Source organism: Arthrobacter sp. BG3 (assembly GCF_056680185.1).
Window position 1 is genome coordinate 85865 of the sequence record NZ_JBWXPT010000002.1, and the last position, 24049, is coordinate 109913.

The 24049-nt window shown below is 63.2% G+C and carries 27 protein-coding genes and 2 pseudogenes; 22 read left to right on the forward strand and 7 right to left on the reverse strand.

Annotated elements, in window-relative coordinates; all coding sequences use genetic code 11:
* The first annotated feature begins 2 nt into the window (after positions 1–2).
* Positions 3–713 (forward strand): SDR family oxidoreductase, encoded by a 711-nt coding sequence (locus AC1MFL_RS20805; RefSeq protein WP_479815844.1) that lies wholly within the window; start codon positions 3–5, stop codon positions 711–713.
* Here the strand turns inward: AC1MFL_RS20805 and AC1MFL_RS20810 are convergent.
* Positions 679–1836, reverse strand: a complete 1158-nt coding sequence (locus tag AC1MFL_RS20810) for a glycosyltransferase family 9 protein (RefSeq protein WP_479815846.1) — start codon at positions 1834–1836, stop codon at positions 679–681. The genes AC1MFL_RS20805 and AC1MFL_RS20810 overlap by 35 nt on opposite strands.
* Before the next feature lie 470 nt (positions 1837–2306).
* On the opposite strand from AC1MFL_RS20810, the gene rfaE2 reads away from it, so the two are divergent.
* On the forward strand, positions 2307–3788 hold the full coding sequence (gene rfaE2 / locus AC1MFL_RS20815; RefSeq protein WP_479815935.1) for a D-glycero-beta-D-manno-heptose 1-phosphate adenylyltransferase: 1482 nt from the start codon (positions 2307–2309) through the stop codon (positions 3786–3788).
* Between the two features lie 943 nt (positions 3789–4731).
* Positions 4732–4986 (forward strand): hypothetical protein, encoded by a 255-nt coding sequence (locus AC1MFL_RS20820; protein ID WP_479815848.1) that lies wholly within the window; start codon positions 4732–4734, stop codon positions 4984–4986.
* Positions 4987–5047: 61 nt separating this feature from the next.
* Here the strand turns inward: AC1MFL_RS20820 and AC1MFL_RS20825 are convergent, their stop codons facing one another.
* Complete coding sequence (locus AC1MFL_RS20825) at positions 5048–5251, reverse strand: hypothetical protein (RefSeq protein ID WP_479815942.1); 204 nt, start codon at positions 5249–5251, stop codon at positions 5048–5050.
* 80 nt (positions 5252–5331) lie between these two features.
* Positions 5332–5508, reverse strand: a pseudogene (locus AC1MFL_RS20830) (hypothetical protein); the annotation flags it as partial.
* 657 nt (positions 5509–6165) lie between these two features.
* Between AC1MFL_RS20830 and AC1MFL_RS20835 the strand changes: the two are divergent.
* The 7 genes from AC1MFL_RS20835 (at position 6166) to AC1MFL_RS20865 (ending at position 10854) form a co-directional block, all read left to right on the forward strand.
* On the forward strand, positions 6166–6444 hold the full coding sequence (locus AC1MFL_RS20835) for a hypothetical protein (protein WP_479815850.1): 279 nt from the start codon (positions 6166–6168) through the stop codon (positions 6442–6444).
* Positions 6441–7670 carry an Nramp family divalent metal transporter gene (locus AC1MFL_RS20840; protein WP_479815852.1) on the forward strand — a complete coding sequence of 410 codons (1230 nt, stop codon included), beginning with the start codon at positions 6441–6443 and terminating at the stop codon, positions 7668–7670. Before AC1MFL_RS20835 ends, AC1MFL_RS20840 begins: the two co-directional genes overlap by 4 nt.
* Positions 7667–8074, forward strand: coding sequence for a hypothetical protein (locus AC1MFL_RS20845; RefSeq protein WP_479815854.1), 408 nt, complete (start codon positions 7667–7669; stop codon positions 8072–8074). The genes AC1MFL_RS20840 and AC1MFL_RS20845 overlap by 4 nt, the downstream gene beginning before the upstream one ends.
* Entirely contained in the window at positions 8061–8402 is a 342-nt protein-coding gene (locus tag AC1MFL_RS20850) for a PRC-barrel domain-containing protein (protein ID WP_479815856.1), read from the forward strand. Before AC1MFL_RS20845 ends, AC1MFL_RS20850 begins: the two co-directional genes overlap by 14 nt.
* A 286-nt stretch (positions 8403–8688) precedes the next feature.
* Positions 8689–9567, forward strand: coding sequence for a glycosyltransferase family 2 protein (locus AC1MFL_RS20855; RefSeq protein WP_479815858.1), 879 nt, complete (start codon positions 8689–8691; stop codon positions 9565–9567).
* A 52-nt stretch (positions 9568–9619) separates the two neighbouring features.
* Positions 9620–10531 (forward strand): SRPBCC family protein, encoded by a 912-nt coding sequence (locus tag AC1MFL_RS20860; RefSeq protein ID WP_479815859.1) that lies wholly within the window; start codon positions 9620–9622, stop codon positions 10529–10531.
* Between the two features lie 167 nt (positions 10532–10698).
* On the forward strand, positions 10699–10854 hold the full coding sequence (locus AC1MFL_RS20865) for a hypothetical protein (RefSeq protein WP_479815861.1): 156 nt from the start codon (positions 10699–10701) through the stop codon (positions 10852–10854).
* 84 nt (positions 10855–10938) lie between these two features.
* On the opposite strand, the gene AC1MFL_RS20870 is transcribed toward AC1MFL_RS20865, so the two are convergent.
* Complete coding sequence (locus AC1MFL_RS20870) at positions 10939–12180, reverse strand: NAD(P)/FAD-dependent oxidoreductase (RefSeq protein WP_479815863.1); 1242 nt, start codon at positions 12178–12180, stop codon at positions 10939–10941.
* 363 nt (positions 12181–12543) lie between these two features.
* On the opposite strand from AC1MFL_RS20870, the gene AC1MFL_RS20875 reads away from it, so the two are divergent.
* From AC1MFL_RS20875 to AC1MFL_RS20925, 11 genes are all read left to right on the forward strand, one after another.
* Positions 12544–12690 carry a lmo0937 family membrane protein gene (locus tag AC1MFL_RS20875; protein WP_188572086.1) on the forward strand — a complete coding sequence of 49 codons (147 nt, stop codon included), beginning with the start codon at positions 12544–12546 and terminating at the stop codon, positions 12688–12690.
* Between the two features lie 132 nt (positions 12691–12822).
* Complete coding sequence (locus AC1MFL_RS20880; protein WP_479815866.1) at positions 12823–12996, forward strand: iron-containing redox enzyme family protein; 174 nt, start codon at positions 12823–12825, stop codon at positions 12994–12996.
* Between the two features lie 78 nt (positions 12997–13074).
* Positions 13075–13536 (forward strand): CDGSH iron-sulfur domain-containing protein, encoded by a 462-nt coding sequence (locus tag AC1MFL_RS20885; RefSeq protein ID WP_479815868.1) that lies wholly within the window; start codon positions 13075–13077, stop codon positions 13534–13536.
* A gap of 68 nt (positions 13537–13604) precedes the next feature.
* Positions 13605–14780 (forward strand): zinc-dependent alcohol dehydrogenase, encoded by a 1176-nt coding sequence (locus AC1MFL_RS20890; RefSeq protein WP_479815870.1) that lies wholly within the window; start codon positions 13605–13607, stop codon positions 14778–14780.
* A gap of 167 nt (positions 14781–14947) precedes the next feature.
* A complete protein-coding gene (locus AC1MFL_RS20895; protein WP_479815872.1) occupies positions 14948–15190 on the forward strand; it encodes a DUF6480 family protein in 243 nt (80 codons plus the stop codon).
* Positions 15191–15728: 538 nt separating this feature from the next.
* Positions 15729–16670 (forward strand): hypothetical protein, encoded by a 942-nt coding sequence (locus AC1MFL_RS20900; protein WP_479815874.1) that lies wholly within the window; start codon positions 15729–15731, stop codon positions 16668–16670.
* Positions 16671–16722: 52 nt separating this feature from the next.
* Positions 16723–17625 carry a hypothetical protein gene (locus tag AC1MFL_RS20905; RefSeq protein WP_479815876.1) on the forward strand — a complete coding sequence of 301 codons (903 nt, stop codon included), beginning with the start codon at positions 16723–16725 and terminating at the stop codon, positions 17623–17625.
* Positions 17626–17665: 40 nt separating this feature from the next.
* A complete protein-coding gene (locus AC1MFL_RS20910; protein WP_479815937.1) occupies positions 17666–18658 on the forward strand; it encodes an ImmA/IrrE family metallo-endopeptidase in 993 nt (330 codons plus the stop codon).
* 127 nt (positions 18659–18785) lie between these two features.
* On the forward strand, positions 18786–19847 hold the full coding sequence (locus tag AC1MFL_RS20915) for a nucleotidyltransferase family protein (RefSeq protein WP_479815878.1): 1062 nt from the start codon (positions 18786–18788) through the stop codon (positions 19845–19847).
* Positions 19847–20314: a type II CBASS E2 protein gene (locus AC1MFL_RS20920; protein WP_479815939.1), complete on the forward strand. Its 468-nt coding sequence runs from the start codon at positions 19847–19849 to the stop codon at positions 20312–20314. Before AC1MFL_RS20915 ends, AC1MFL_RS20920 begins: the two co-directional genes overlap by 1 nt.
* A complete protein-coding gene (locus tag AC1MFL_RS20925) occupies positions 20311–20538 on the forward strand; it encodes a hypothetical protein (protein WP_479815880.1) in 228 nt (75 codons plus the stop codon). Before AC1MFL_RS20920 ends, AC1MFL_RS20925 begins: the two co-directional genes overlap by 4 nt.
* A gap of 42 nt (positions 20539–20580) precedes the next feature.
* Here the strand turns inward: AC1MFL_RS20925 and AC1MFL_RS20930 are convergent.
* A pseudogene (locus tag AC1MFL_RS20930) lies at positions 20581–21432 on the reverse strand (IS3 family transposase); the annotation flags it as partial.
* A gap of 38 nt (positions 21433–21470) precedes the next feature.
* The gene (locus AC1MFL_RS20935; protein ID WP_479815882.1) at positions 21471–21761 is read right to left on the reverse strand and encodes a transposase; all 291 of its coding nucleotides are present in this window, start codon (positions 21759–21761) and stop codon (positions 21471–21473) included.
* A gap of 510 nt (positions 21762–22271) precedes the next feature.
* Here AC1MFL_RS20935 and AC1MFL_RS20940 point away from each other — a divergent pair.
* The gene (locus AC1MFL_RS20940) at positions 22272–23120 is read left to right on the forward strand and encodes a hypothetical protein (RefSeq protein ID WP_479815884.1); all 849 of its coding nucleotides are present in this window, start codon (positions 22272–22274) and stop codon (positions 23118–23120) included.
* A gap of 190 nt (positions 23121–23310) precedes the next feature.
* Here AC1MFL_RS20940 and AC1MFL_RS20945 read toward each other — a convergent pair whose 3' ends face one another.
* The gene (locus AC1MFL_RS20945; RefSeq protein WP_479815886.1) at positions 23311–23991 is read right to left on the reverse strand and encodes a plasmid pRiA4b ORF-3 family protein; all 681 of its coding nucleotides are present in this window, start codon (positions 23989–23991) and stop codon (positions 23311–23313) included.
* Positions 23992–24049 lie beyond the last annotated feature (58 nt).

The following is a 24049-nucleotide window of genomic DNA, read 5'->3' on the forward strand; positions in this document are numbered from 1 at the left end:
TCATGAAGAAAATCACGTCATCCCTGCCCGGCACCGGCCGGGTCGTGGTTAGCGGAGGGGGATCCGGGCTCGGCGCCGCCGTCGTCGACGCCGTGCTCGACGCCGGCGGGACGCCTTTAGTGCTCGACCGCGACGTCCGGAATGTGACAGCGGCGAAAGCCATTGAAGTCGACGTCGCGGACCGGGCGGCGGTGACGGCCGCGGTGACGCAGGCCGCCGAGGCACTCGGCGGTTTGGACGCGGTGGTCACCGCGGCCGGAATTGACCGGTGCGGGAAGCTCGAAGACGTCCCCGCCGACGACTGGGAACAGGTCATCTTCGTCAATCTTCTCGGAACGGTCTCTCTCGTGCGGGCCGCCCTACCATATCTCAAGGCCTCCGGCGGGCGCGTGGTCACGGTTGCTTCGACCTTGGGCAAACACGCCGTACCGGAGGCGTCGGCCTATTGTGCGTCCAAATTCGGTGTCATCGGATTCAGCCAGGCGCTGGCCGCCGAGACCGGCGCAGAGATCGGGGTGACCACCCTGATCCCCGGCGGGATGAAGACCCGGTTTTTCGATGACCGCGCCGAGCAGTACAAGCCCCACGATGACTCGCGCCTGAACGACCCGGCCAGGGTGGCGCAGGCGGTCATGTTCGCACTCTCACAGCCCCGGGGATGTGAGGTCCGCGAGCTGCTCATCTGCCATGCGCAGGAGGAGTCCTGGCCGTGAACAGCCGCACGTCCCGGTAGACGTCCGCCGCGCCGATTCCCGTCAGGAGGGACGAATCATGGACGCAGCGGGCGGCTGTCCAGCCAATCTGCGTGATGTCGGCACCGCATTCCGGGCAACGCGTCACCCACGACAGGTGGATGCGGTGCAGGCTGCGGCCCAGCGGACCGGCGTTGATGAGGTTGCCCACCCAGTACAGGCCCACCGTCGGAGTGCCCAAGGCCTGGGCCAGATGCCGGGGGCCGCTGTCATTGCCCACCAACACATCGCACCTGTCCAACAGTGCGGCCAGGGCTCCGAGGCTGAGTTCCCCTGCCCAGGAAGTGACCCGGTCCGAGGCAGCCGCCTCCACCACCCCGGCCGCCAACTGCCGCTCATCCGGGGATCCCACGACCAGCACGCGGCAGCCGTCGGCCGCGCACGCCGCGGCGACTTCACCAAACCGTTCCGCCGGCCAGCGGCGGCGGGGATCCGTGGCCCCCGGATGGATGAGCACAAGAGGGGTTGCCGGGCTGACGTGCTGTCTGTGAAGCAGTTCCGCGACCTCGACCGTGTGCCGCTCCAGCGGCCCGAGCCTGGCTTCGAGCCGGAACGGGGAAGCGCCGGCGAGCCCTGCCACCTCCAAACCGCGGAGCGGCTCGTGCTGATAATAAAGGTAGGGAACGCTGCGCTCCAGAGGCGCGGCGTCTGCCGTCTTCGAGCCCACCGTGTGGCGGGCCCCCAGACGCAGAAGGAACGGATTGGAAAACCGTCCGCCGCCGTGCAGCTGCACAGCCAGATCGAATTCCTCCTGCCGCATGGACACGAAGAAAGCCTCGATCGCCGCGGGGTCTTCTCTGCCGGGCCTGACACCCTCCGCGTAGGGCAGGACCCGGACGTCGCTCGCTGGCCCCAGGGTGTTGGCCAGGAGTTCGGCGTGGAGCGGGGTGCCCAGCAGGGTGACGGCGGCGCCGGGGTAGGCTTCCGCCAGCGAGGCCGCCGCGGGCAGGGCAAACAGAAGGTCGCCCAGTCCCCCTCCCCGCAGGATGGCGATCCGCGAGACGTCGGGGAACTTCTCCAGTACCGGGCCCACCCCCCAGCCCCGGATACCGGCGCCGCCGAACTCCGCTTTGAGGTCCTCCACCAAGCAGTCCTGTCCCCCCGACACCCATGTGGTGGGGCCACCCTAAGGCCCGGCGGCGTCCTTTGGCTACCATCCGGGCGCACGGCGTCCGCGGGGGCTCCGCGATGCCTCCCGTCCCGTCCCGGGAACGTGAACTGACCCCGGGCACGGGGTGTAAATGCCACCGGACCGGGGTACGGCCTATTTAGGGAGGTCTGAACTACCGGCAAGGGCGCCGGCAGGCCTCCCGTCGGCACTTACTGCTTGGAACCCCGAAACGGGAGGGAAGCACACATGTCAGCGATCGTCCGCACTACGGTCTTCGCTTCGGTGGACCGTCTGGCGCCACCCTGGCACCAAGCCATCGGCAACAGCGCGAAGGCAGTGAAGCAGTGAAACGGCCCCCACAGCAGGACCGCGACGCCTTCCAGGGACCTCCGCTCCCTGATCAGCAAGGCCTGACCGAGTGGCTGCCTCAACGGTTGGCCTCGATGCGGACCTCGGTAACGGTCATCGGCGATGTCATGCTGGACGGTTGGTGGTCCGGACCGATTGAGAGGCTCTGCCGGGAAGCTCCGGCCCCCGTGGTGGAAATCAACCAGCGGCAGTTCGAACCCGGCGGCGCAGCCAACACGGCCATGAACCTCGCCGCCCTGGGGGCACAGGTAAGACTCGCCGGAATCGCCGGGTGCGATGAAGCCGCAGCCGAGCTGTTGCGCCGGTTGCACGATGCAGGAGTGGACACGGCCCACGTCCATCAAATGCCCGGCGGGACCACCACCACCAAAACCCGCATCAGCAGCGGCGGCCAGGTGCTGCTGCGGGTGGACGATGTTCAACGCGGGATCCCGGCAGAGGCCCTGGAGGCGCTGGCAAGGTCCATCCCACAACTGCTCCAAGGCCAGGAAGCCGTGGTGGTCTGTGACTATGGCGCCGGAGCCCTCAGCGGCGCAGTTCGCAGGAAACTGTGCGAGTTGCTTCCGTTGCGAACGGGAATGTTGGTGGTCGTGGACGCCCACCAACCCCATACCTGGGCGAAGCTGAAACCGGATCTTGCCACCCCCAACGCCCGGGAAGCGGCCGATATGCTCGGCCTGAAACTCGACGGCGGATCCACCCGGGCCGCCGTATTTGTCGATCACCGTGCGGAGTTGCTCGCAGCAGCCGGGGCGGAGACCGTGATCGTCACCCTTGACCGGGAAGGGACGGTACTGCTGCCCGGAACCGGGGAAGTCCACCGGACGTGGGCGCGCCCCGTCCAGGAAAAGCAGGCCTCGGGCGCCGGTGACACCTTCGTTGCGGCGTTAACACTGGCCCGGACCGCGTCGCTGCCCCTGACCACCAGCGTGGACCTCGCCCAGGCCGCCGCGGATATTGCCGTCCACCGCCCCGGAACTTCCGTGTGCAGCACAGAGGATCTCAGCCGCCATCTGGCCGGCTTCACAGATACCGCCGTCGACGCCGACGAGCTCGCGGCACACATCAACCGGCACCGCGTCGAAGGCCAACAGATCGTTCTCACCAACGGATGCTTCGATGTCCTGCACCGGGGCCACACCCGGTATCTCAACCAGGCCAAACAGCTGGGCGACGTCCTGGTGGTAGCGCTCAACAGCGACGATTCCGTCCAGCGGCTCAAGGGCCCGGGACGCCCCATCAACACCATCACAGACAGAGCCGCCGTGGTTGCCGCGCTCAGCTGCGTCGACTACGTCACCGTCTTCGACACAGCCACACCCATTCCCCTCATCCAGAAGATCCAGCCCGATATCTACGCCAAAGGCGGCGACTACAGCCCCGAGATGTTGGCGGAAACATCCGTCGTTGAGGACTACGGGGGAAGGGTGGCCATTCTCGACTATGTACCGGAACAATCGACCACGGGCGTGTTGGAGCGGATCCGCACCATCCACGCTGCACCGGGGCTGACACGTAAGGGCGTCTCCGAAGTGCCTGGGATTGCCGAAAAATGACCATCTGGAACAAGCAGACCAGATTCTTGTCTGTGCCGGGCTCTGGGGATAATGTGAGCCGCACGGACACCACTGTGAGGCCACGGCCGGCAGATCCTGGACGCGGTTCTCAGGGACAAAGGAGTTTGTCATGTCGACCGTTTCCCGCTCAGGCAAACCATCTGGCGCGCGGGTGCCTCACGGCCATCGGCTGTGGTGCACCACATGCGATTCCGACGCACATTTGGCCGTTGAATCAGTCCAGGCCTTGGCTCCCCCAAAGGCGTCACTGGTGCACGTTGCCTACACCTGCGAAGAGTGCGTTTTCTTCTACTCCCACCCGGCCACCATAAGCCAACTGGCTTTGGTTCTAAGCCGTCCTGACCAAGGGGTTGGCTTGATGCAGTGTGGAGGACTGTACTTTCACTGCGGGCGGCCCATGAGGACGGCCCAGTCCGATCAAGTCAGCATCTGCGCTCCGTCCGCGACGGGTAAATCTTTCGAGGAATTCCCTGAGGTGTCCATACCCACCAAGCTGCTGCGCTGTAGGTGTGGTTTCCAGCTGGAGATCCCCGACTGACATCGGTGCCCGGAGCAGGCCGGGAGCTGTGTACGGGCATGACTTTTCCCACGGGCCGCTGTGGCACAGGGCAGCTTGTCATCTTGCGCGTGTTGGTGGCGGGCCGGGGCAGGCGCGCCCGGGGTTACCGGCCGGAAAGTCATCTCGGGAAACAGAAATAGCCCATCATGTGTCCAGTGGCGGCCCGGGTTCGTGCAGCGAACACCGGGGGAACTGAATCAGCAGCGTTCCGTGGACATTAGGGTGCGGAGACCGTAGATTCGGATCAGTTCCCGTCGTCCCTTTCGGGATGGGGAGGGGATCCCTTGCTGCCGGGTGCACGGCCGCAGAGGGCCGCTGTAGCAGCACGGTGGCAGCGTAATGCACCCGCGGAAAGAGCCGTTGATGGCCATCTCGCATTTCGAACAATTCCTCCTGGAAGCCACGGTCCCTGATGAAACGCGCCCTCCCTTGGGACCGGACTGCCTCTACGGTCTATACACAAGCTGGTGCCTGCTGCACAACATCACCCCGGTGGAGGACATCACCTTCCGGTCCGCCATGGAGCGCTGCGGGATCAACCTGAAAAACACCCGGCGCCGGATGGCAGGGCAAGCCGCAACGGATTACATCCTCGCCAGTTACCCGGACCCCGCCTGACCACGTACCTGCCGTTTTTTGTGCGCTGCTGCCAGTTGACCCAATGCGGGCGGCCGTTCTCTCAGGGCTGCGCCGGGTCTTGCTGGTCGTGCCCTGATGCCGGCGCGTTGTCGTGCTGGAGGCGCCGGGACTGCGGTGGGAGCTTCAACGCGTCGACGAACTTGCCGAGCTGCTCTTGGAGGATGTGCCAGTCGTCCGCATCCAGGGCCGACGGGAAAGCGTCACTTTCGGCCTGCCGCGCGGCGGCGAGTGCTGTCCTGCCCAAGGGGTCAGCTGCACGTAACGCTGGCGCCTGTCATCCGGGTTCCGGGTCCCGGCCACGAAACCCTCACCTTCCAGCCGGGCGAGCACCCTCCCGAGCGTTTGACTTGGGACATGGACCTTACCGGCGAGCCGCTCCTGATTTAGCGGACGGGGAGCAATCGCTTCGAGTGCGGTGACAGCGGCGCGGGTGATGTTCAACGGTGCCAGCGCTGCGTTATGACGGCGCTGTCCCTGCCCGTTGTTTCCACGTCCAGCCACCCGGGCCCATCATCCCTGGTGGAATGATGCACATCATCCTTCTCGAAGTAGAGGCAATTCGGGATCTTATTCCAGTCCTTCTGCTACCCGTAGGATCCCTCCACGGGGATCAGGGCGCGGCGCTTGATACACCGCCCGGCGGAATGAGGGCTTGTCCAGAATCGATTCGCGGCGGGCGTTGATCAACCTGAATCCGATCCTGAAGTTCTTGGACCGGGACGGACCGGACCCCAGCGTGCGATCAACAGCCGGCGGTCGACCGCGTACTCGTCCAGCATTTCGGCGTCGATGGGGGCATCCGTCGTGGGGGTCACATTCCGGCGCGCCGGTACCGGGATCCTCTTCGCGACCATTCTTCATAGCCCTGCAATTTCGTCGCCGGGAGTGCTATACCTAGCTCAATACCGGGAACTCGCTCCGGTTGCCGGCGCGTGGATCCCCGGGTGGGAGGCGGATATGGTGTCTTGGCCACGGGGACCCGAGCGTGCTTCTTCCGGCTCGGGGCTCCTCGCCATCTGGTTGGCGGCCTCGGCCGTTCTTACGGGTTGCACCGGCGGGCCTGGCAGCGTGCAGGCGAGCGTGTCCACGGCAGTTCAGGACAGTTCCTCCGCGGTTGCCACAGCCCGGCTCGCACTGGGGCTTGAGGGTGCGGCAAAAATGACGAAGGCAGCGACATCCACCACCCTGGACGACGCTCTCAAAGAACTCCAAACCGCAAGGAACGCGGTCCTCCGGCTGTCTCCGAGCGTGCAGAAGGACCGTGACATTCGCGGAGAGGCTCTGAACGTCCTGGACGGAAGCATTTCGGGAATAACCACGGCAAGAGAAGCCATCTCCAGCGAGGACGGAAACCCCTCGCTTCAGGACGGCGAGGCGCTGCTGGGGTCGGCAGCCGACCAGCTGTCGGCCCTGAACACCCGACTGGGGGGAACATGAAGCGCCTTCTCGGCGTGGCGCTGGGCGTTCTGACCGCCATCGGCGGATTTGTCGACATCGGCGATCTCGTCACGAACTCCGTCGTGGGTTCACGCTTCGGGCTCTCACTGGTCTGGGTCGTCGTAGTCGGCGTCATAGGCATATGTGTCTTCGCGAACATGTCCGGCCGAGTGGCCGCCGCTTCCGGGCGGGCGACTTTCGAAGTAATCCGGGAACGGCTGGGGGCCCGTGCCGGCCTAGCCAATCTGGCGGCGTCATTCCTGATTAATCTGATGACCGTCACGGCGGAACTCGGCGGCATCGCCCTTGCGCTGCAGCTGATCAGCAGCGTGGAGTACCTGCTGTGGGTGCCTGCTGCTGCACTCGCCGTGTGGCTTGTCATCTGGCGGGTCAAGTTCTCCATCATGGAAAACGTCACCGGGCTGCTGGGTCTAACCCTCATTGTTTTTGCAGTGGCACTGTTTCTATTGAAGCCCGACTGGGGCGCCCTGGGCGCCCAGGCCCTGGCCCCGGCCGTCCCCGGGGCGGAAACCGTCTCCTCCTACTGGTATTACGCGATAGCGCTGTTCGGAGCGGCCATGACCCCCTACGAGGTGTTCTTTTTCTCCTCCGGAGCGGTGGAGGAAGGATGGTCCATCAAGGACCTTGTTCAATCCAGAATCAACGTCCTGGTCGGCTTTCCCCTGGGCGGCCTGCTCTCCTTGGCCATTGCCGCCTGCGCCGCGGTCGTCCTGCTCCCGGCCGGGATCGCCGTGACCTCCCTGTCCCAGGTCATCCTGCCTGTCGCCGAGGGTGCCGGCAAAATCGGCCTGGCCTTCGTTCTGATTGGCATCGTTGCCGCGACCTTCGGGGCCGCCCTGGAAACCACCTTGTCCAGCGGCTACACCCTGGCGCAGTTCTTCGGATGGTCCTGGGGGAAGTTCCGCCGCCCGGCCCGGGCCGCACGCTTCCATTTGTCCATGATCATCTGCCTCGTGATCGGTGCCGCCATCCTGGCGACGGGGGTCGATCCGGTGCTGGTCACGGAATACTCGGTGGTGTTCTCGGCGATCGCGCTGCCCCTGACGTACCTACCCATTCTGATCGTGGCCAACGACCCCCAGTACATGGGCAAACACGTCAACGGCCGCCCCGTGAATGTGCTGGCGATGATCTATCTGGTCATCATTCTCGCCGCATCCCTCGCCGCTATACCGCTGATGATCATGACGGGAGCAGGATCATGACAACAACCCCGCTGCCAAAACCGGCTGCCCGGACCGGAGGCAGGACTCTCGACGCGCAACTGCACCTGCTGGACCGGCAGGTACTGGATGTTGACGGTCTACCCGTCACCACCGTCGATGACGTCGAACTCAGCGGACCTCCCCCCGACCTGCCGATACCGGTGGGGACCCCGGCGCCCACACTCACCGCAATGCTCACCGGCCCCGTGCTCGGAACGAGGATTTTCGGCGGACGGCCCCCGGCATCGCGGCTCATCCGCATTCCCTGGCACGACGTGGCCGACGTCGGTGTCGTCGTCCGCCTCGGGATCCGGGCAGAAGGGCTTGACGCGGGCTGGGTCGAGCGATGGATCCGCGACAAAATCATCGCCCGCATCCCCGGAGGCCAGCATGATCCTCGGTGACCTCCTGGGCACACCCGTGCACGACGCGGGCGGCACCCGCCTCGGGCGCGTCGCCGATGCCCGCTTTACTATCGACGGACCACCCCGCCAGTTGCTTGCCGATGCCAGACTCCTGGGCCTGATCGTCAGCCCGCACAGCGCCTCCTCGTTCCTTGGCTACGAACGAACCGGCCTCGCCCGGCCCTGGCCCGTCGCGCAGCTGCTCAGATGGCGGCACCGCGGCTCGTTCCTGGTGCTGTGGGCAGATATCCACATCATCGGGGCCAATTCGATCCGGCTCCGGGAAGGATTTATCGCCTACAGCCCCGCCCTGAACAACCCCCCGTGACAGGAATGACCGGCCACACTCCCTTCTGGCAGAGAACCGGCAGCCGCCCCGCAGGCTGGGAACGATTCGTCGTCGTATGAGGTGCTGTGGCCGGTCTCTCTGGTCCGTGAAGTCGAGGGCGGGTTACCCTGTTCGATAAACCGGGAGCCGACCCGCAACCCTTACTCGGTACCTCCAACACCGGAACCGGCCGGCGTTCCCACATACACTGCACACAGCCGGCAGCAGAGAAAGCCGGGACCAGCAGCGTCAAGGCTCCGGGGTCCGGGCATACGGGAGGGCGGTCATGACCAGCAGAACATCCGTGAGATGGGGACGGCCCCCAGAGGATCCGGGCCCCGCAGCTGTTGATGTACTGATTCCCACCTGCGACCGCCCGGCCGAGCTGGCCGTGACGCTGGCAGGCCTGGCAGCCCAGGAGAATCCCGTCTTTCGGATTTTTGTCAGCGACCAGTCCCTGAGCGAGGCCGGCTGGCAGCAGCCTGCTGCGGCAGCGATGGTGCGGGTTCTTCAGGCTCAAGGCCGGCAAGTGACCCTCCTGCGTCATCTGCCCCGGCGCGGAATGGCGGAACATCGCCAATTTCTCCTCGATCACGCCACAGCAGACATGTGTCTCTTCCTGGACGACGACGTCTGGCTGGAACCCGGAGCCCTGGACACCTTGCGCGAAGCCCTGGACCAGCTGAAATGCGGATTCGTTGGCATGGCACCCCAGGGATTGTCGTACCTCTCGGACAGGCGGCCCGGGCAGACGGCGGGTTTCCAGCCCTGGGACGGTCCGGTGCAGCCCGAGAAGATCCGGCCCGGTACAGCTGCCTTCGACCGGTGGCCGCTGCACAGCGCTGCGAACCTGGCCCACCTCAGCACAGACCTCCAGCTCAAGCCGGGCCAATGGAAGCCCTATCGGGTGGCCTGGCTGGGAGGCTGCACGATGTTCGGGCGGGCTGCTCTCAATGAAGCCGGAGGATTCAGGTTCTGGCCGCAGCTGGCGCCTGGCCATTCAGGGGAGGACGTCCTCGCGCAATGGAAGGTCATGGAAAAATTCGGCGGCGCCGGGATCCTTCCCTCAGGGGCCGTTCACCTTGAATCGCCCACTACCCTCCCGGACCGGCGCGTCGAGGCATACGCCCTGATACTCGACGACCGAACAGCTCCACAGATATAGTAAGCACACTGATGATTAGTTCGTCAGTTGCCGATACGTCAAAGGAGACATCATGAGCACCCGGGTGGAAAAGCGGATTCTGGTCAACGTTCCGGTGAGCGTGGCCTATAACCAGTGGACGCAGTTCGAAGACTTTCCCCGCTTCATGGGTGGGGTGAAGAGCGTCAAACAGCTCAGCGACGACCGGCTGGAGTGGGTTGCGGAAATCGCCGGGATCCGCAGGCAGTGGCAGGCCAGAATCCTCGAACAGGTACCGGACCGGAAAGTGGCGTGGGCCGCAACCGAGGGAGCGACCAACGCCGGAGCAGTAACGTTTGAAGACCTCGGCGGCGGGCAGACGTCCGTCAATCTTTTTCTCGAATATGAGGCCGAAGGCATCGTGGAAAAGGTCGGGGACAGGGTGAATATCGTGGCGAAGCAGGCCGAGAATGACCTCAACCGGTTCAAGACCTTCATCGAAGACGAGGGCTATGCGAGCGGGGCCTGGCGCGGAACTGTCAGCGGAAACGTCTCGGCGGATACGCCGGGCATCGACGCGGCTGCGGGGTCGCGCGGGGACGACGGCAAGGCCGGGGTCTCGGGGAAAGTCGTTGCGGGGGTCGGACTCGCCGCCGCGGCAGCCGCCGGTGTCGCCGCGGCAGCTGCGCACAATGACGACGCCGGCGAACCGGCGCCTCAGGCCTCGACAACTACGCCACCCATGACCGTGCCACCGACCGGGACCGCGGGCAGCGTCTTTCCAGGTGAGGGGATCGGCCAGGACCAAAGCCGCCCGGTCGACGAGACGACTCGTGGCCGTTCCCCGGAGAAGCCTTTCGACCAGACCAACGGCCTGGTGGATATCGACGGTGATTCTGACGGCACAGCCGCGAGCGACACCTTGAGCGCAGCCGACCGCGAGAGAGGCGTAGACGATCGGGAAGGCACTCTCCCTCCGGCCGGGGGAAGCCTCGGACAACACTGATAAAGCCCACGCCCAAGCGTGGGCCGGTCTGGTACCTGCCATTTAGGCGGGCACGGCCTGCCGGGCAAAAGAAAGTCTGAGGAGGGACCCTGAACAAAAGATCTACCCACCGGCGAACTTTCGTCGACTATAAACTCCGGGAAGTCCACGAAGGGCAAATTCTGAAATTGGCAGGTACCCGCTACGCCGTCATGGCCACACAGCGCCGGCGCCGGATGATCCACGTGGATCTGGAAGCCGAAGACGGGGACCCTGCGACGCTGATAGGGCTCCCAGACGCCCGGGTCAAGCTGCAGGAAGGGACCGCCCCGGGGTCCCCTTAAGGCGCCAGTCGGCGGCGAACGAGACCCATCAACCAGGCCCGCACCATAACTCCGGGCTGAGACTCCCCCTACCCGGCTGCTGCGCTAGTCGGCTCTGCCGACAATCACCTGGGTCGGGCTGTGTGTGACGTAGCCGGTGGCCCAGGAAGAGAGGGCGAGGGCTTTTTGCTGGGTCCCGGGCAGCAGGGCGAGGTGAACGCCCAGCCAGGAGATGAACGCCAGGGGGCCCTGTAGCTGGACACGTTTACGGCCGAGTTCGGCGACTGCCGCTCCGCGGCCGATCATCGCCATGTAACCCTTGTCCCGGTAGGCGAATGGCTGGCGTGTGCCGCCGGTGAGGTCCGCGTAGATGTTTCGTGCGGCCCATTTTCCGGACTGTTGGGCAACCGAGCCGAGCTGGGGGAGTCTGTCGCCCCTGGCATCGGTGATGTTGGCTGCATCGCCCAGCACGTACACGCCCTCGGCACCGGGGGCGGTCAGATCCGTGAGCACGTCAACGCGTCCCCCTTTGCCCTGTGGCAGGGCGGACTCGGCGATAATTCTTCCGGCCTTAAGGCCCGCCGCCCACACAACGATCCGGGCTGGAATGACGGTGCCGTCTGCGAGCGTGACGCTGTCGGGACGGACGCCGGTCACCGCCTGGCCCATGTGCAGCTGCACCCCGAGTTTCTCCAGCCGGGCCCGGGCATAATTCTGTGACTTGGCGGAGAACGGCATCAGAACGTTCGGCACCATATCAACCAGGTGCACCCGGCAGCGGTCGGCAAGGGCGGGTGAAAAATACTTCGGCACTACGTACTTGACGTTCTCCGCCAGGGCACCAGCGGTTTCCACTCCAGTGGGGCCACCACCAACGACAACGACGTCCACGCCACCCGCATTCTCACGGTCCTCCTCGTCCAAAATTTGGGTGAGGGAAGCGCCCAGCCGGGTTGCATCAGCCACCGAATAAAGCGGATAGGTATGCTCTTCAGCGCCTGGGGTGTCGAAGAAGTTGGGGACGGCGCCGGCGGCAATGACGAGGACCCGCCCCTCGTAACGGGACCCGTCGGCCGTGGTGACGGTGCGGGTGTCTGAATCGATCGCAGTAACCTCTGCCGTGAGGACGCGCACGCCCTTGATGCCGCGGAACACCGCGCGCAGAGGCAGGGCGACCGCCGACACGCCAATCTGCGACGCCGCCACCTGGTAGAGGAGGGGCTGGAACTGATGATAGTTATTCGCATCGATCAGCAGCACCCGGATGCCCTTACGGCCGAGCTCCTTGGCCGCGGTCATGCCCGCAAATCCTCCGCCAACCACGATGACCTGATACGTATCGTCCATTCGAGCAACATACCGTTCCGGTCAGCTCAGCAACAGGGCAGGTTGTGGCTTCCGGGAAATCCGGATTCACCCGCCGCAGGTGGGAGGGATGTGTTCGCTATTTGGCATCGCCTGGTCAAGTCCATTTGCGTGGCGTGGCCGCCCGTTCAAGGCTTTTGAGCAGCGTTGCCGGGGCGGAGGGAAAAAGTCATGGCAAGGCTCCGGGGGAATGGGGGCTGGGTCCTGCGCTCCGTGGGCTGCCCCACTGTGGCCAAATTTCATCGTGGACGCCTCTTCCCAGGACGGGGGACGTAGGCTGGGCAAACCATATGAAGAGCGGACGGGGCGCAGTATTCCATCCGCCGTCGAACCAAGGAGATACATATGTTGCTTTGGATAGCCATCATTATCGCCGTTCTCTGGCTGCTCGGCCTGCTTGCCAACATCGGCGGCGGTCTCATCCATATCCTTCTAGTCGTCGCCGTGATCGTCCTGATCATTCACTTCGTCCAAGGCAGGTCCCGCGTTTAAACGCCGGCCGCTGAAAGGAAAGCCCGTGTCACTGACACGGGCTTTCCTATTGCCTTACTCCGGCCGTTGCATCAACTCATCCGTGGACCCACGTGGAATGAGCCTTGGGAGGCGCGGACAAGACAAAAACGCATGGGAACCGGCGCCTCCGGCGGAGCCATCGCCGGGCAACTGGCAATGTACGAGATGACGTCTTCGCGACCGAACCAGCTGTACGGTATCGGATTCCGGCGCCTGGGTTTCGAGACCGAGGCCGCCGAATATTTCGCCGAGCACGTCGAAGCGGGCGCGGTCTTCCTGCATTGATACCCGTTTCGCCGCACACCTCATGGACGCCTGGGACAACGACATTTCCTCTCTGCTGCCACCTGTGCCCGCAAAGGCATGACCGACGGGGAGCAGCCTCTTCTCCTGACGCCGGGACCTCCTCCGCCAGCCCTGATTGGAAACACCTATGAACGACACATCCCAAAACGCCAGCAGCGCTTCCCTTTTCCTCTGCCCCGACGGCCCATCCTGGTCCCTGGCGACTTCGACATTGTGACGCCCGACGGGGAAACCGTTGCACGGCAACGCAAGACTTTGGCCCTCAGCAGGTGCCGGGCCTCAGCAATCAAGTCGCACTGCGACGGCACGCATAAAATGATCAACTTCCGCACCGAAAGCCCCGGCAGCCAGAACCCCGGCAACCCTGACGCAAGACCGGGAATAGCCCAGACCTCTGGAGGCAACCCACCGGGCGCTAAAACGCTGAGGGGCCGTCACATCCAGGCTCTTGCTGCCCGGCGTCAAGACTTCAACTCATTGACGCCGCGCAAACTGCCATTTGGGACGCCTTCACATTGAGGTCCAGACGAGCAATAATCAATTAATCAGTATGCTTATCATTTTTGGTTGGAAGGGAAGAAACGAATATGAGGGCACTTACCTGGCAAGGAAAACGGTCGGTCAGCGTGGAGGTAGTTCCGGACCCGGTGATCCAGGAGCCCACGGACGCGATAGTTAGGATCACCTCATCGGCGATCTGTGGTTCGGACCTGCACTTGTACGAGGTGCTCGGGCCCTATATGAAGGCCGGCGACATCCTGGGGCACGAACCGATGGGAGTTGTTCAGGAGGTCGGCTCCGCAGTGTCCCACCTCGAGCCGGGGGACCGCGTGGTCATTCCGTTCAACATTTCCTGTGGCCATTGCTGGATGTGCAAACAGGGGCTGCAGTCCCAGTGCGAGACCACGCAGGTCCACGCTCACAACAGCGGAGCGAGCCTGTTCGGATTCTCCGAGCTCTACGGTTCCGTCCCCGGCGGCCAGGCAGAATTCCTGCGCGTACCCCACGCAGACTATGGACCGATCAAGGTCGGGCATGAACTGCCCGACGAACGGTACCTCTACCTCTCAGATATTCTCCCCACTGCCTGGCAGGGAGTGAAATACGCGGCCGTCCCCGAGGGCGGGACACTGGCCATCTTCGGGCTGGGACCGGTAGGGCAGTTCGCCAGCCGCATCGGCCGTCACCTCGCACAGCGGGTCATCGCCGTCGAACCCGTTCCGGAACGACGCCGCATGGCTGAGCGGCACGGAGTGGAAACGATCGACTTCACTCAGGACGTCGGCGACCAACTGCGCGAGATGACCGGCGGAAGGGGCCCTGACGCGGTGGTCGACGCTGTTGGTATGGAAGCGCATCATTCGCCCGTCGGCGCCTTTGCACAGCATGCGGTGGGGCTCTTACCCGATGCGCTGGCCAAGAAGGCCATGGAGACTGCCGGCGTCGACCGGATGACGGTCCTCCATGCAGCAATAGATTCTGTGCGTCGGGGAGGGACCGTCTCTCTGAGCGGAGTGTACGGGGGCACGGCGAGTCCCATGCCGCTGCTCACAATGTTTGACAAGCAGATCCAACTCCGGATGGGCCAGTGCAACGTCCGACGGTGGACGGAGGAACTGCTCCCGCTCGTGGAAGATCCCGCGGACCCGCTCGGCGTCATGGACCTCAAAACCCACGAGGTCTCCCTGGACGGCGCCGCAGCCGCCTACGAGATCTTCCAGAAAAAAGAAGACGGCTGCATCAAAGTGGTCCTGAAGCCTTAGCAACGGCAATCCCGGCCCGTGAGCGTCGTCCGGGCGTGCCCGATGACGGACGACCCGGACCCGTCGGCTGGAAACCAGCAGAATCTCCCTGGGAAGTAGCAGCTGGGTCCATGGTTCCAGGCTGTTTAGAAATAACCTGCATCACCGAGTGACGGAAGGCACCAATCATGAGCACCTATCACCCCGAAAAAGACCCGGCCAACCCGGACCCTCCCCTCCGGGCGGACCCTGCGAAGCATCTGGACGTGCGTGGCAACAGGGCAGACGACCGGGCCGACGCGGCAGCCTCGGCCAACCCCGATCCGCTCAGCGGGAAGATCACCGGGCTTGAGCCCGGCGGCGGAGTACCACCGGGAGAGACGCCACCGGCCGAGGATCAGATGAGCCGAGACCAAGGCCACCACGAGTAGGGTCCAGCCTCGCGGTATGGGGTGGCCGCAGGTGCACCGAGGCGCCGACAACGAAGGCCACGGCAAGGAATTCGCTTGGCCAGTTCATCGTCAGCCCCGGAATCCTCACCACGCCACCACAGCTACTTTCGCGTGAAGGAAGCCGCCCGATCGGAGCTTGCCGTGCTGTGCGCTACGGAGGTGCCGCTCGGACAAAGCTACAGAGTCTGGAACTAACAGAGCCGACTTGCCGAGCAACTGGGCGATTCACAAAGGTCAAGCCATGGTTGAACCCCTGGCAACTCAGAGCTTAACCTACGTGCAGACGCCGGGCGCACGAGGGCCCAGATCAACCCCTTCTCGACTGATCTCGGAGCGCCGATATCGGATCTTATGTAAGGTTGTTAGTATGTGCGGACAAATTTGTCCTCAAATTATTTTAGCCTTCCCTGGCTCAGTGGAGCTGGTTCTGCCTGCACGCTTCGGACCCACAACGCGTACATGCGCCTTGACCGTGAGAACATAACGGAAGCTATCATCCATCGGCCAGGAGTTTGCTTTGGGGGCGTTTGAAGAAATTGGTCTGCGCGGAGACGTGGCCGGTCCGGAGACGTTGGAACTTTTGCGCCGCCTCGGGGCTCAAGTCTCACGATCGTCCTCATTCCCGCCGCCTGAAGGGCACAGTCACTGGTCCGATGACGCGGTCGATGACCTGTTGGCCGACATGTTCTCCCGTGATACGGGCAGGGGGCAGATATTCGTGCTGGCGTGCTATACCGTAGCCACCGACCAGGCTTCCCTTGAACGACTCATACTGGCCAGCATTCGAAATCACCTAAAGGATGAAGCCAAGAAGACCGAACGCGGAAAACTGAGGCGGCGCCTGGCGCATCTGCTGGACGCCGATTCCCGGTTTGTTCGTCCCACAATTCTTCTCAAGACGGTGGATGCGTGGGCTCTGGACGGTGGGCCCGTGGAAATGTGGCAAGGCGACATCGGTCAGCTTCAGAACGCTGCAGCATCAGTACGAGGCCTGACCATCACGCAGTGGAACACCGCAGGAAAGACGCCGGCCGGAACCATTCATGCTTTGGTTACGGTGTCGTACTGTGTCATCGACACGGCCCAAGGATCGGTGCGGGACGAAGACTTGGCGCGGGTAGCGGAAAGACGATTCGTGCTGATTGCTCCGCCGGTATTTATCGAACTTCCAGACGGAACCGACACTATTTTCCGAGACGCCGCTGACCCGGAGAGTCAGGTTCTCAACAGCGCGCACGCTGACCGGATCTGGGCGACGCTCACCGAAGCGGATCGGATGTTGCTTCCTTATGTCGGGGCACCTATTGCCGAACAGCGACGCATTACGGGTCTCGGGCCGCGGGCTACAACGGCGATGGTCGAATCACTTAGGGAGCGGATCCGGCTGGCCACCGAAAGCGATGAGCAACGTGCAGAGGTTGTTATGCGCCTCGCCGATATGTCCGGAGGCGCTCGGTGAGTTACGTCGTCTGCCTTCCACGACGCGCCGCATCGATTGAAAGAGGGTTCCAATGACAAACGACGTGGCTAGGAATGATCCGACTCTGGAACAGGCCGCCGGTTCCGTAGTCGTGCCGCAGACTCTGCGTCGTGCCTGGGATGGAGTCGTCCCAGAGCCGGCGGAAGGACAGGTATGGCGCGCCGAGTGGGAGGGAACTGCCCAGCTCATCGTCATACTTTCGACGTCCGAAAGGCTTATGGTCGCGCCAGTTTCGTTCGATATCGGGTACGCCGACCCTGAATCCCTGCCAATAAACGAATCCGACAGCCCTTTCGGGGTGCCTATAACTGTGTGGTTGGGCCTGCGCACTTCGGTCCCTCCATCAGTTCTTGACCGGTACGCGGGAGATGTGGCCGCGCGGGCACGTATTGCGCTGACCCCACCCCTGGATGGGTCATCACGTAAGAAAACATTTGAGCCAATTTCGGCCACGGATCCAATACACGTCTACCGCGGATTGCTTGAAGACACGATCAATACTCTTGCCGGCGTGCAGTGGCTCCCGACAGGAACGGGCTCGCTATCAGAGGTGCTGCGTCCTCTTCTGGTCGATTGGATTGCACAAAATCTCCAGACGACGCCCCAACGAGCGCTGCGGCTTTGGCGAGGACTTGCAGCACTAACATTCTCTGAGGCCGAGAGGCTTTCCCCAGCGATCGGCTTGACGCCACAAGAGTTGGTTTCAAAGAACCCCAATCCTCCGGCTGCTCTCATCGCCTGCATTGAGCGGCCCATTTGGCGCAAGAATCTGCGCAGGCTTGCAGCGCAACGTCAGATTAGCGACACCGTCGCCCACCAAACGGCGGCTTACGAGGCATGGGCACTAGCCGCGCGACAAACCGGGGGCCAAACGGAAATCGCTTGGGACGGACGCCTGGACATGTACTTCTCGGCGGCGATACGTGATGAATAGGCTGGTCCCCCGTCACCTAGTAACAGCTCAAGTGACGGCGATGCTCTCTCACCTGCAAACAATCCGAGAAGAATTCGAGGAGGAGTTGCGAACCGATTCCTTGGGGGCTCTTGCAATGTGGCCCCAGATTGAGCTTCGCTCAGTCCCTGACTATCAGCTCGGCTCTTCTGTTTGCAGTGTTTCGGGCGCCTACCTGGCAGAGAGCGAACCGCCGGTGCTGGCGGTAGCTGAATCTGCGAGCCTGGGTCGCCAGGCATTTACAGCACTCCACGAACTAGGCCACCATCTCCAGCAGAGTGTCTTCGAGCTCATGGACATTCCGATGTCCCAGCCCGATGGCGGTATCGCCCTTGAAGACGCCGCATGTGATGCTTTCGCAGCGGCGATACTCTTGCCCAAGGCACTCGTTGAAGAACATATCCCCGAGCGTGGCCCGTCGGGCACTTCTGTCGCTTCCCTCTGGAGCGCTTCAAATGCGTCGCGCGCAGCAGCTTGCGTTCGTGCCGCACGGATGCTGAAAACACCGGGCCATGTTGCCCTTCTCGACGGTAACGGGCTCGTGTCCTTCTCCGCGTCGCGGGAACTTCCCCCGCTCCGTCGCGGTAGCGACCAGTCTCAATCGACAATCATCCGTACGGCACTGCAAAACAATCGGCGAGTTACTGAAGGACCGACAGCATTCTTCTATAGAGACGGCATTCGCGGAGAGGAGCTGCATGCGCAGGCCGCCGACATGGGCGGAATGCTCGTCGTCGTCGCCGTCACCGAAGGCGCCTCGTGGCTAAAGCTCTCACTCCCAAAATGGAATGCAGGACCGAAAGGTGTCTATCGCATCTGCGAACACAGCGACTGCGGTCGTGAGTTCCGTTCTTTCGAAAAACCGTGCGAAGGGTGCCGAGTCCAAAAATGCCCTGATTGCGGCCGGTGCAAGTGCGGCACCCGGCTCAAGGAGAAGACATGCAGCAACTGCTTTATGGTCAAAGCTGCCCACTTATTCGACCCGGAATCAGCGGAATGCCGAGACTGCGCCTAAGTCAGAAGGTTCATCTCTCCATTACGTCGTCTGTCTCAGGTAGAGCACGAACAATCGTCGCTCGGGAACCTCCCGTCACCGTAGGGAACTCCCCCAGAGCCCTTACGGTGAGAACGGACCCACCCCCATGCCAACACTCGAAGCGACGCAGACGCTTGAAACCACCCTGAACAACGCCCGACTGTCTATTCAGGTCTCAGACGACGAACTCGCCGAGGCCAGGAAACGCCGCACCGCCATCGCAGCCGTACTTCGCACGGAGTTCCCTGGCTGCCGTATTTACGTAAATGGAAGCATCGCACACGGGGACGCGCTCACTCCCCTAACCGACGTCGATCTGGGCGCGGTCGTCCCGGATCCGGACGGCATCTATGGCCCCGGACTCAAAGGATCCAAGGAACTCAAGGCCCGAGCGGCAAAGGCCATTCGGGCCGGGCTAAAGGACGAATATGGCGACCTTGCCGTGGAGGTCCAAGGACGCAAACGATCGATTCTGGTCCGTTTTCGAGAGCCAGTCTCAGCGGGCATGCCGGATTTCACTGCGGACGTCATCATTGCCCGAGACAACGCCACCGCCGCCGGCCTTCATATCCCCCGGTACGACGGCTGGGACCGGTCCCACCCGGAACTTCATACGGACCTCGTTGGTGCCGCCAACGAGAACTCCGGCACCACGTATGCCCGCGTCGTGCGTCTGCTCAAGCACTGGAACCGCACCCACGACAAGCCGCTGTGCTCGTGGAATATCAAGGCACTCGCCCTAGGGTGCCTTACGGAAAGGACCGGGCTTCTCGACGGGATCCAAGTTTGGCTGCGCCACGCGGTCGAGCAACTCAGTCTCGAAGAGACGCCCGACCCGGCTCGAGTAGCACCGCACTCTATCCGCACAAACAAACCACGGATGGAAGTCGTCCGCACATTGCGCACCGCGCTGGACACCTTGGAGCTGGCGATCAGGCTAGAGCAGGATGGATATTCCATCCTGGCCCAGGACGAACTTTCAAAATTCTTCAATGACAAAGCAATGCTTCCGCGCCCCGACACCACACTCGTGATGGAGGAGGAAGCGCGGCGCATTACTGCCCGGAAGATCAAAGACAGCAAAGCATTCGGCGCTCCAGCACTTCTGTCAGGAACCGGGCCGGCGGCCAACCGCGACCGCGTTAACGTCCGCTCATGGGGACTTTGATGCCAAGTTGGTACGGGGTCGCGCCGTCTTGGCGGGTTCCGTTCCAACGGGAAGCAAAGCGGCGGTACGGAAACGCGATAAGGACCACCCTCGGAGAAGGCATTCTCACCTACACGCATAATGGTCTCGAGATACGAGGGAGAGAAAGTCCGGTGCCCGTTGTCGTCCGGTTCGAAGCACAGCCAAAATACAACACGTACGGGTTGAAGCCAGCAGACTACCCACGGGTCTACGCCGACAGGGGGGAAGAATCACCACACCGCATGCCGGACAGAAGCCTCTGCCTCTTCTATCCAGGGGACCCCCCTGATCGGCGTTGGACTGCCAATCTTGGACTCTTGGCCATACTGGACCTGGCTGCAGACCATCTGTACTTCGAAACCTTTTGGCGCCACACAGGAGGCGCGCGACGCGGGAAGTGGCTTGGGCCCGAGGCACCCCACGGATATAGGGATATGCACATATGAGCATGATCCCCTCCGCGCCCACACCATCCCCGGAGCAAATTGCGGGGTGGTCGATGGAGCCAATCACCTGGGATGGAACGGCCACCCTCATCGCTGCACTCCTCGCAGCAGGGATCGCCATTCTCGGCTACAGCTTCCAGCAAACCCTTGCCCGACGAGAACGCTGTGCTGGTATCTACAGCGAGGCCCTCCGTGCGATCGAAGATTACCTTGAGGCGCCCTGAGGTGTGTCAAGGATGTGAGACAGCCGGTTAGTTTCTATTTGGTTAGGCGGCCGCGTGTAGCGGCTGGTTTTTGGTCTTGAAGTTGGCCATTGCTGTTGCCGGCGGCAGCCCATCATTGTTGGTGTGGGGCCGCCAGCGGTTGTAGAACACCTCGATGTAGCGCATGGTCGCCCGGCGGGCGTCCTGCCGGGTGGCGAAGTTGTGGTGGTGGTAGAACTCGTTCTTCAGGGATGAGAACGCCGACTCTGCGACGGCATTGTCCCAGCACACCCCGGTGGCCCCCATGGACTGGCGGACTCCGTTGCCGGTGCACCAGGCGCCCATTTCCCGGGAGGTGTATTGGGTGCCCCGGTCGCTGTGGAAAATGGCATCCGGGGCCAGGTGTCCTCGGTCCCTGGCCATCGCCAGCGCGCCAGTGACGAGGGAGGCGCGCATGTGGTCGGCCATCGCCCAGCCCACGACCATGCGGGTACACAGGTCGATGACGGTGGCCAGATACAACCAGCCCTCGCCGGTGCGCAGGTAGGTAATATCCCCGACGAGATTCGTGCCGGGGGCATCGGAGGTGAAGTCCCGACCGATGAGATCGGCAAAAACCTTCTCCGGGTCCGAGGGGATGGTCGTGCGTTTGAAGGCGCGCATCCGCTTGGCCGCCCAGCCGTTCTCCGCCATGATGGCAGCGACCGTCCCCACGGAAATCTCCACACCCGTGGCGGCGAGTTTGGTGTGGACCATCCGATGGCCGAAGATCCCGTCGGAAGAATCGAACATCGCCTTGACCAGTCCGGTCAGCTCCCGGTGGCGGGCAGCCGTCGGTGATTCTTCGTGGTCCAGCCAGCGGTAATACGAGGCCCGCGGAATGCCCAGCTGGGCGCACATCCAGGTGACAGGGAATTCGGCGTTCTTCTCCTGAACAAGCCGGTAGAGGTCCTCTACCGTTGTTCTTTGGCGAAGAACGCCGAAACTTTTTTCAGGAAATCATTCTCCCTTTCCAGCTCCCGCAACCGCGCCTCCAACGCCTTGTATTTTGCGGGATCCACCGGATCATCAGGCTTGCCGCCGGCCCCGGCTTCTCCTTCCCGATACAGCTGGACCCACCGCTTCAGGGCGGTCACGGAGATCCCCAGCTCGGGGGCAACTGAGGCGGGCGAACGGCCAGAGGAAATGACGAGATTCACGGCATCGGCCTTGAACTCATCGGAATAACTGGGACGGGAAGACATGGGCACAATCCTTTCAAACTGTGTCTCACATCAGTAGTACACCTCAGCGCATCGTCCCACCGTGATAGGCCGGGTTGCTAGGCCCGCAGCGAACGCGCCCAATAAGTTGTGTTTCGTTTTAGGGGGTTGCCACCACGCGAATCCAGGCGCAGCCGCTGGCAGCCCCCTGCTCCGGTGTTAGCCGGATCCGGGGTGGAATTCATCCGTCTGAGGGTGTATCGGTTGGTTTCTCACGCGTTTGACCGGCGCCCTGCCCGCTTCGTTCAGCGTGGCCCCGGTCCGGTGGCACGCCAGCCGCATCGTGGCGCGGGAGCGCACGGTTCTCCTGACAACCTCGATCTGGTCCGTCGGGAGACCAGATCACCGGGGTCACCGTGGCGGGACATCAGGTCCGGGATGCTGCTCGTCCTTCGCCGATGGTCATGCCTGCAGCTGCCGTCCCGCCAGCCTGGCAAACGTCTGGTCTTCGGGTCACAATGACTGCAACGGTTCGTAGGTGGTGATGGTGGCGTGGCGCTGATGATCATGGTTTCGTGCACGTTGCTGCTGGTTATCGGTGCGGGTCTGGTCATGGCCTTTGGAGACCGTCCCGTACGACCGCCGGCCGCTCTTGCCCGGCATGCGCCCGGATCGAAAACTCCGGCTTCGGCGTTCCGTCGCTACCTTTGGGGAGCGAACGTAGCCACTGTAGCCGCCGTCGCGTCGGCGTTCCTGGTTGCGTGGCCCGGCGGAAGGCTTGCGATGCGCATCCTGGCCATCACATCACCGGCGTCGGCGCAAGGAAGCCTTACCGAGGCCCAGGCGATCGTTGGTATCCCCACGGTCGAGGGCACGATGGCCTTGTTGATATTCGCGGGCCTCCCGGCGGGCTTCGCAGCAGCATTCATATACATGCTGATACGCCGGTGGCTACCGGCCGGCCGATGGTCGGGTCCGGCACTGGGTGTACTGCTTCTTCTGGGCTTCGGAGCGTCCGTGGATCCGTTGCGGCCAGACAACATTGACTTCGACATTGTCGAACCCGGTTGGCTGGCGGTTGTCCTGTTTGCGGCCCTCGCCGTGTTCCACGGTGCGCTCGTCGCGGCGGTGGCTGGGGAGGTTAGTGCCCATCTTCGACCCTTTACCAGAAAGACCTGGAAGTCCTATCTGCCGCTGCTGGCGGCGGTCCTTTTCCCGCCGGCGGGCCTCGTGCTCGGACTCGGAGCGCTGTTTGTGCTGGCTTGGGCCAAGATCGTTCCCGCCACCCGGTCAGTGCATCCGCAGGCCGCCCTCTGGACGGGGCGGGGCATGCTCCTCCTGGCGTCGCTGGCTGTGTTGCCGATGTTTGTCGGCGCAGTGACCTCGATCGTGTCACGGTGAGCCGGTCCGGAACCGAGGGTCAGAACGGCCGGCTGATGGCCAAGTTCCATGCTGGGTCCTGACGGCACCATTCCACAATGGAGGCTTCCCGCGCGTGCGCTGAGCTGACATACGGAGCGAAAGGGTCATTGATCGTCTCGATCACCGCCTTTAGGGCGCTCTTTCTCTACCGCCGCTATTGACCAATACCTCAGGCCCGATCAGGTTTGGGGGTTGGGCCAGGTCGGCTTTGCAGGACCAGAATAAGCTCCTCGTTTACGGCCTCGAGGTCCAGGAAGCCGGGATCAAAGGGCTCTTGGGCGCCGGTAATCTCGGTGACCCACGCCGAATGTTCAACGTGTTCAGCATGGGCAGGGTCGGCCAGGGCGTCCAGAATCTCCTCGAACCCGGGCATGCCTCCGGAGTCTTCAAGCGGGCCGCGCCGGGCTCCTCCGATCAGCCGCGCCGGCGGAGTAGTCTTCGTCCCAGGGCGGCTGGAAATCAGTTCGATCCGGTGGAGCCAGCTGTCGCCGAAATCGTACTCATAGAACGCTGTCCCCGATCCGCTCGCCAGAAGTTGATCCAACGAGCAATCCTCCTCAGCCCTGTCCCCCGGTTCCTCGCACCACTGCTGCGGGATCCACTGCAATGCTTCAGGTAGCTCCCCATCAATCGGCCGCAGTGGCGCGAAGGGATCGCTGTCGGTAAAGCGGTGCAGATGGGCATCCTCCCAGCCAAAGGCCACCTGCAGGACCGCGTGTATCTGATCCAGCGATGTTGAGCCTCGGACCTCCAGCTGACGCCAGATCTCCGGATGACTGTCGACAAGAAGCACCCGCAGCTCCAGGACTGACTCCAGTCCATTCGGGTTCTTGCCATCGTCCTGTTTCATGGCGCCATCGTCTCAAACCACACGTGTTTCCCAGAAATAGGCAAGCCCCGGGGCCGCC

Coding starts and splice junctions, on each gene's coding strand:
- AC1MFL_RS20915 (WP_479815878.1), top strand. CDS start 18,786: ATGCCAACACTCGAAGCGACGCAGACGCTTGAAACCACCCTGAACAAC.
- AC1MFL_RS20850 (WP_479815856.1), top strand. CDS start 8,061: ATGATCCTCGGTGACCTCCTGGGCACACCCGTGCACGACGCGGGCGGC.
- AC1MFL_RS20925 (WP_479815880.1), top strand. CDS start 20,311: ATGAGCATGATCCCCTCCGCGCCCACACCATCCCCGGAGCAAATTGCG.
- AC1MFL_RS20820 (WP_479815848.1), top strand. CDS start 4,732: ATGGCCATCTCGCATTTCGAACAATTCCTCCTGGAAGCCACGGTCCCT.
- rfaE2 (WP_479815935.1), top strand. CDS start 2,307: ATGCGGACCTCGGTAACGGTCATCGGCGATGTCATGCTGGACGGTTGG.
- AC1MFL_RS20895 (WP_479815872.1), top strand. CDS start 14,948: ATGAGCACCTATCACCCCGAAAAAGACCCGGCCAACCCGGACCCTCCC.
- AC1MFL_RS20875 (WP_188572086.1), top strand. CDS start 12,544: ATGTTGCTTTGGATAGCCATCATTATCGCCGTTCTCTGGCTGCTCGGC.
- AC1MFL_RS20855 (WP_479815858.1), top strand. CDS start 8,689: ATGACCAGCAGAACATCCGTGAGATGGGGACGGCCCCCAGAGGATCCG.
- AC1MFL_RS20920 (WP_479815939.1), top strand. CDS start 19,847: ATGCCAAGTTGGTACGGGGTCGCGCCGTCTTGGCGGGTTCCGTTCCAA.
- AC1MFL_RS20845 (WP_479815854.1), top strand. CDS start 7,667: ATGACAACAACCCCGCTGCCAAAACCGGCTGCCCGGACCGGAGGCAGG.
- AC1MFL_RS20840 (WP_479815852.1), top strand. CDS start 6,441: ATGAAGCGCCTTCTCGGCGTGGCGCTGGGCGTTCTGACCGCCATCGGC.
- AC1MFL_RS20860 (WP_479815859.1), top strand. CDS start 9,620: ATGAGCACCCGGGTGGAAAAGCGGATTCTGGTCAACGTTCCGGTGAGC.
- AC1MFL_RS20905 (WP_479815876.1), top strand. CDS start 16,723: ATGACAAACGACGTGGCTAGGAATGATCCGACTCTGGAACAGGCCGCC.
- AC1MFL_RS20835 (WP_479815850.1), top strand. CDS start 6,166: ATGACGAAGGCAGCGACATCCACCACCCTGGACGACGCTCTCAAAGAA.
- AC1MFL_RS20935 (WP_479815882.1), bottom strand. CDS start 21,761: ATGTCTTCCCGTCCCAGTTATTCCGATGAGTTCAAGGCCGATGCCGTG.
- AC1MFL_RS20880 (WP_479815866.1), top strand. CDS start 12,823: ATGGGAACCGGCGCCTCCGGCGGAGCCATCGCCGGGCAACTGGCAATG.
- AC1MFL_RS20885 (WP_479815868.1), top strand. CDS start 13,075: ATGACCGACGGGGAGCAGCCTCTTCTCCTGACGCCGGGACCTCCTCCG.
- AC1MFL_RS20870 (WP_479815863.1), bottom strand. CDS start 12,180: ATGGACGATACGTATCAGGTCATCGTGGTTGGCGGAGGATTTGCGGGC.
- AC1MFL_RS20945 (WP_479815886.1), bottom strand. CDS start 23,991: ATGAAACAGGACGATGGCAAGAACCCGAATGGACTGGAGTCAGTCCTG.
- AC1MFL_RS20805 (WP_479815844.1), top strand. CDS start 3: ATGAAGAAAATCACGTCATCCCTGCCCGGCACCGGCCGGGTCGTGGTT.
- AC1MFL_RS20910 (WP_479815937.1), top strand. CDS start 17,666: ATGCTCTCTCACCTGCAAACAATCCGAGAAGAATTCGAGGAGGAGTTG.
- AC1MFL_RS20890 (WP_479815870.1), top strand. CDS start 13,605: ATGAGGGCACTTACCTGGCAAGGAAAACGGTCGGTCAGCGTGGAGGTA.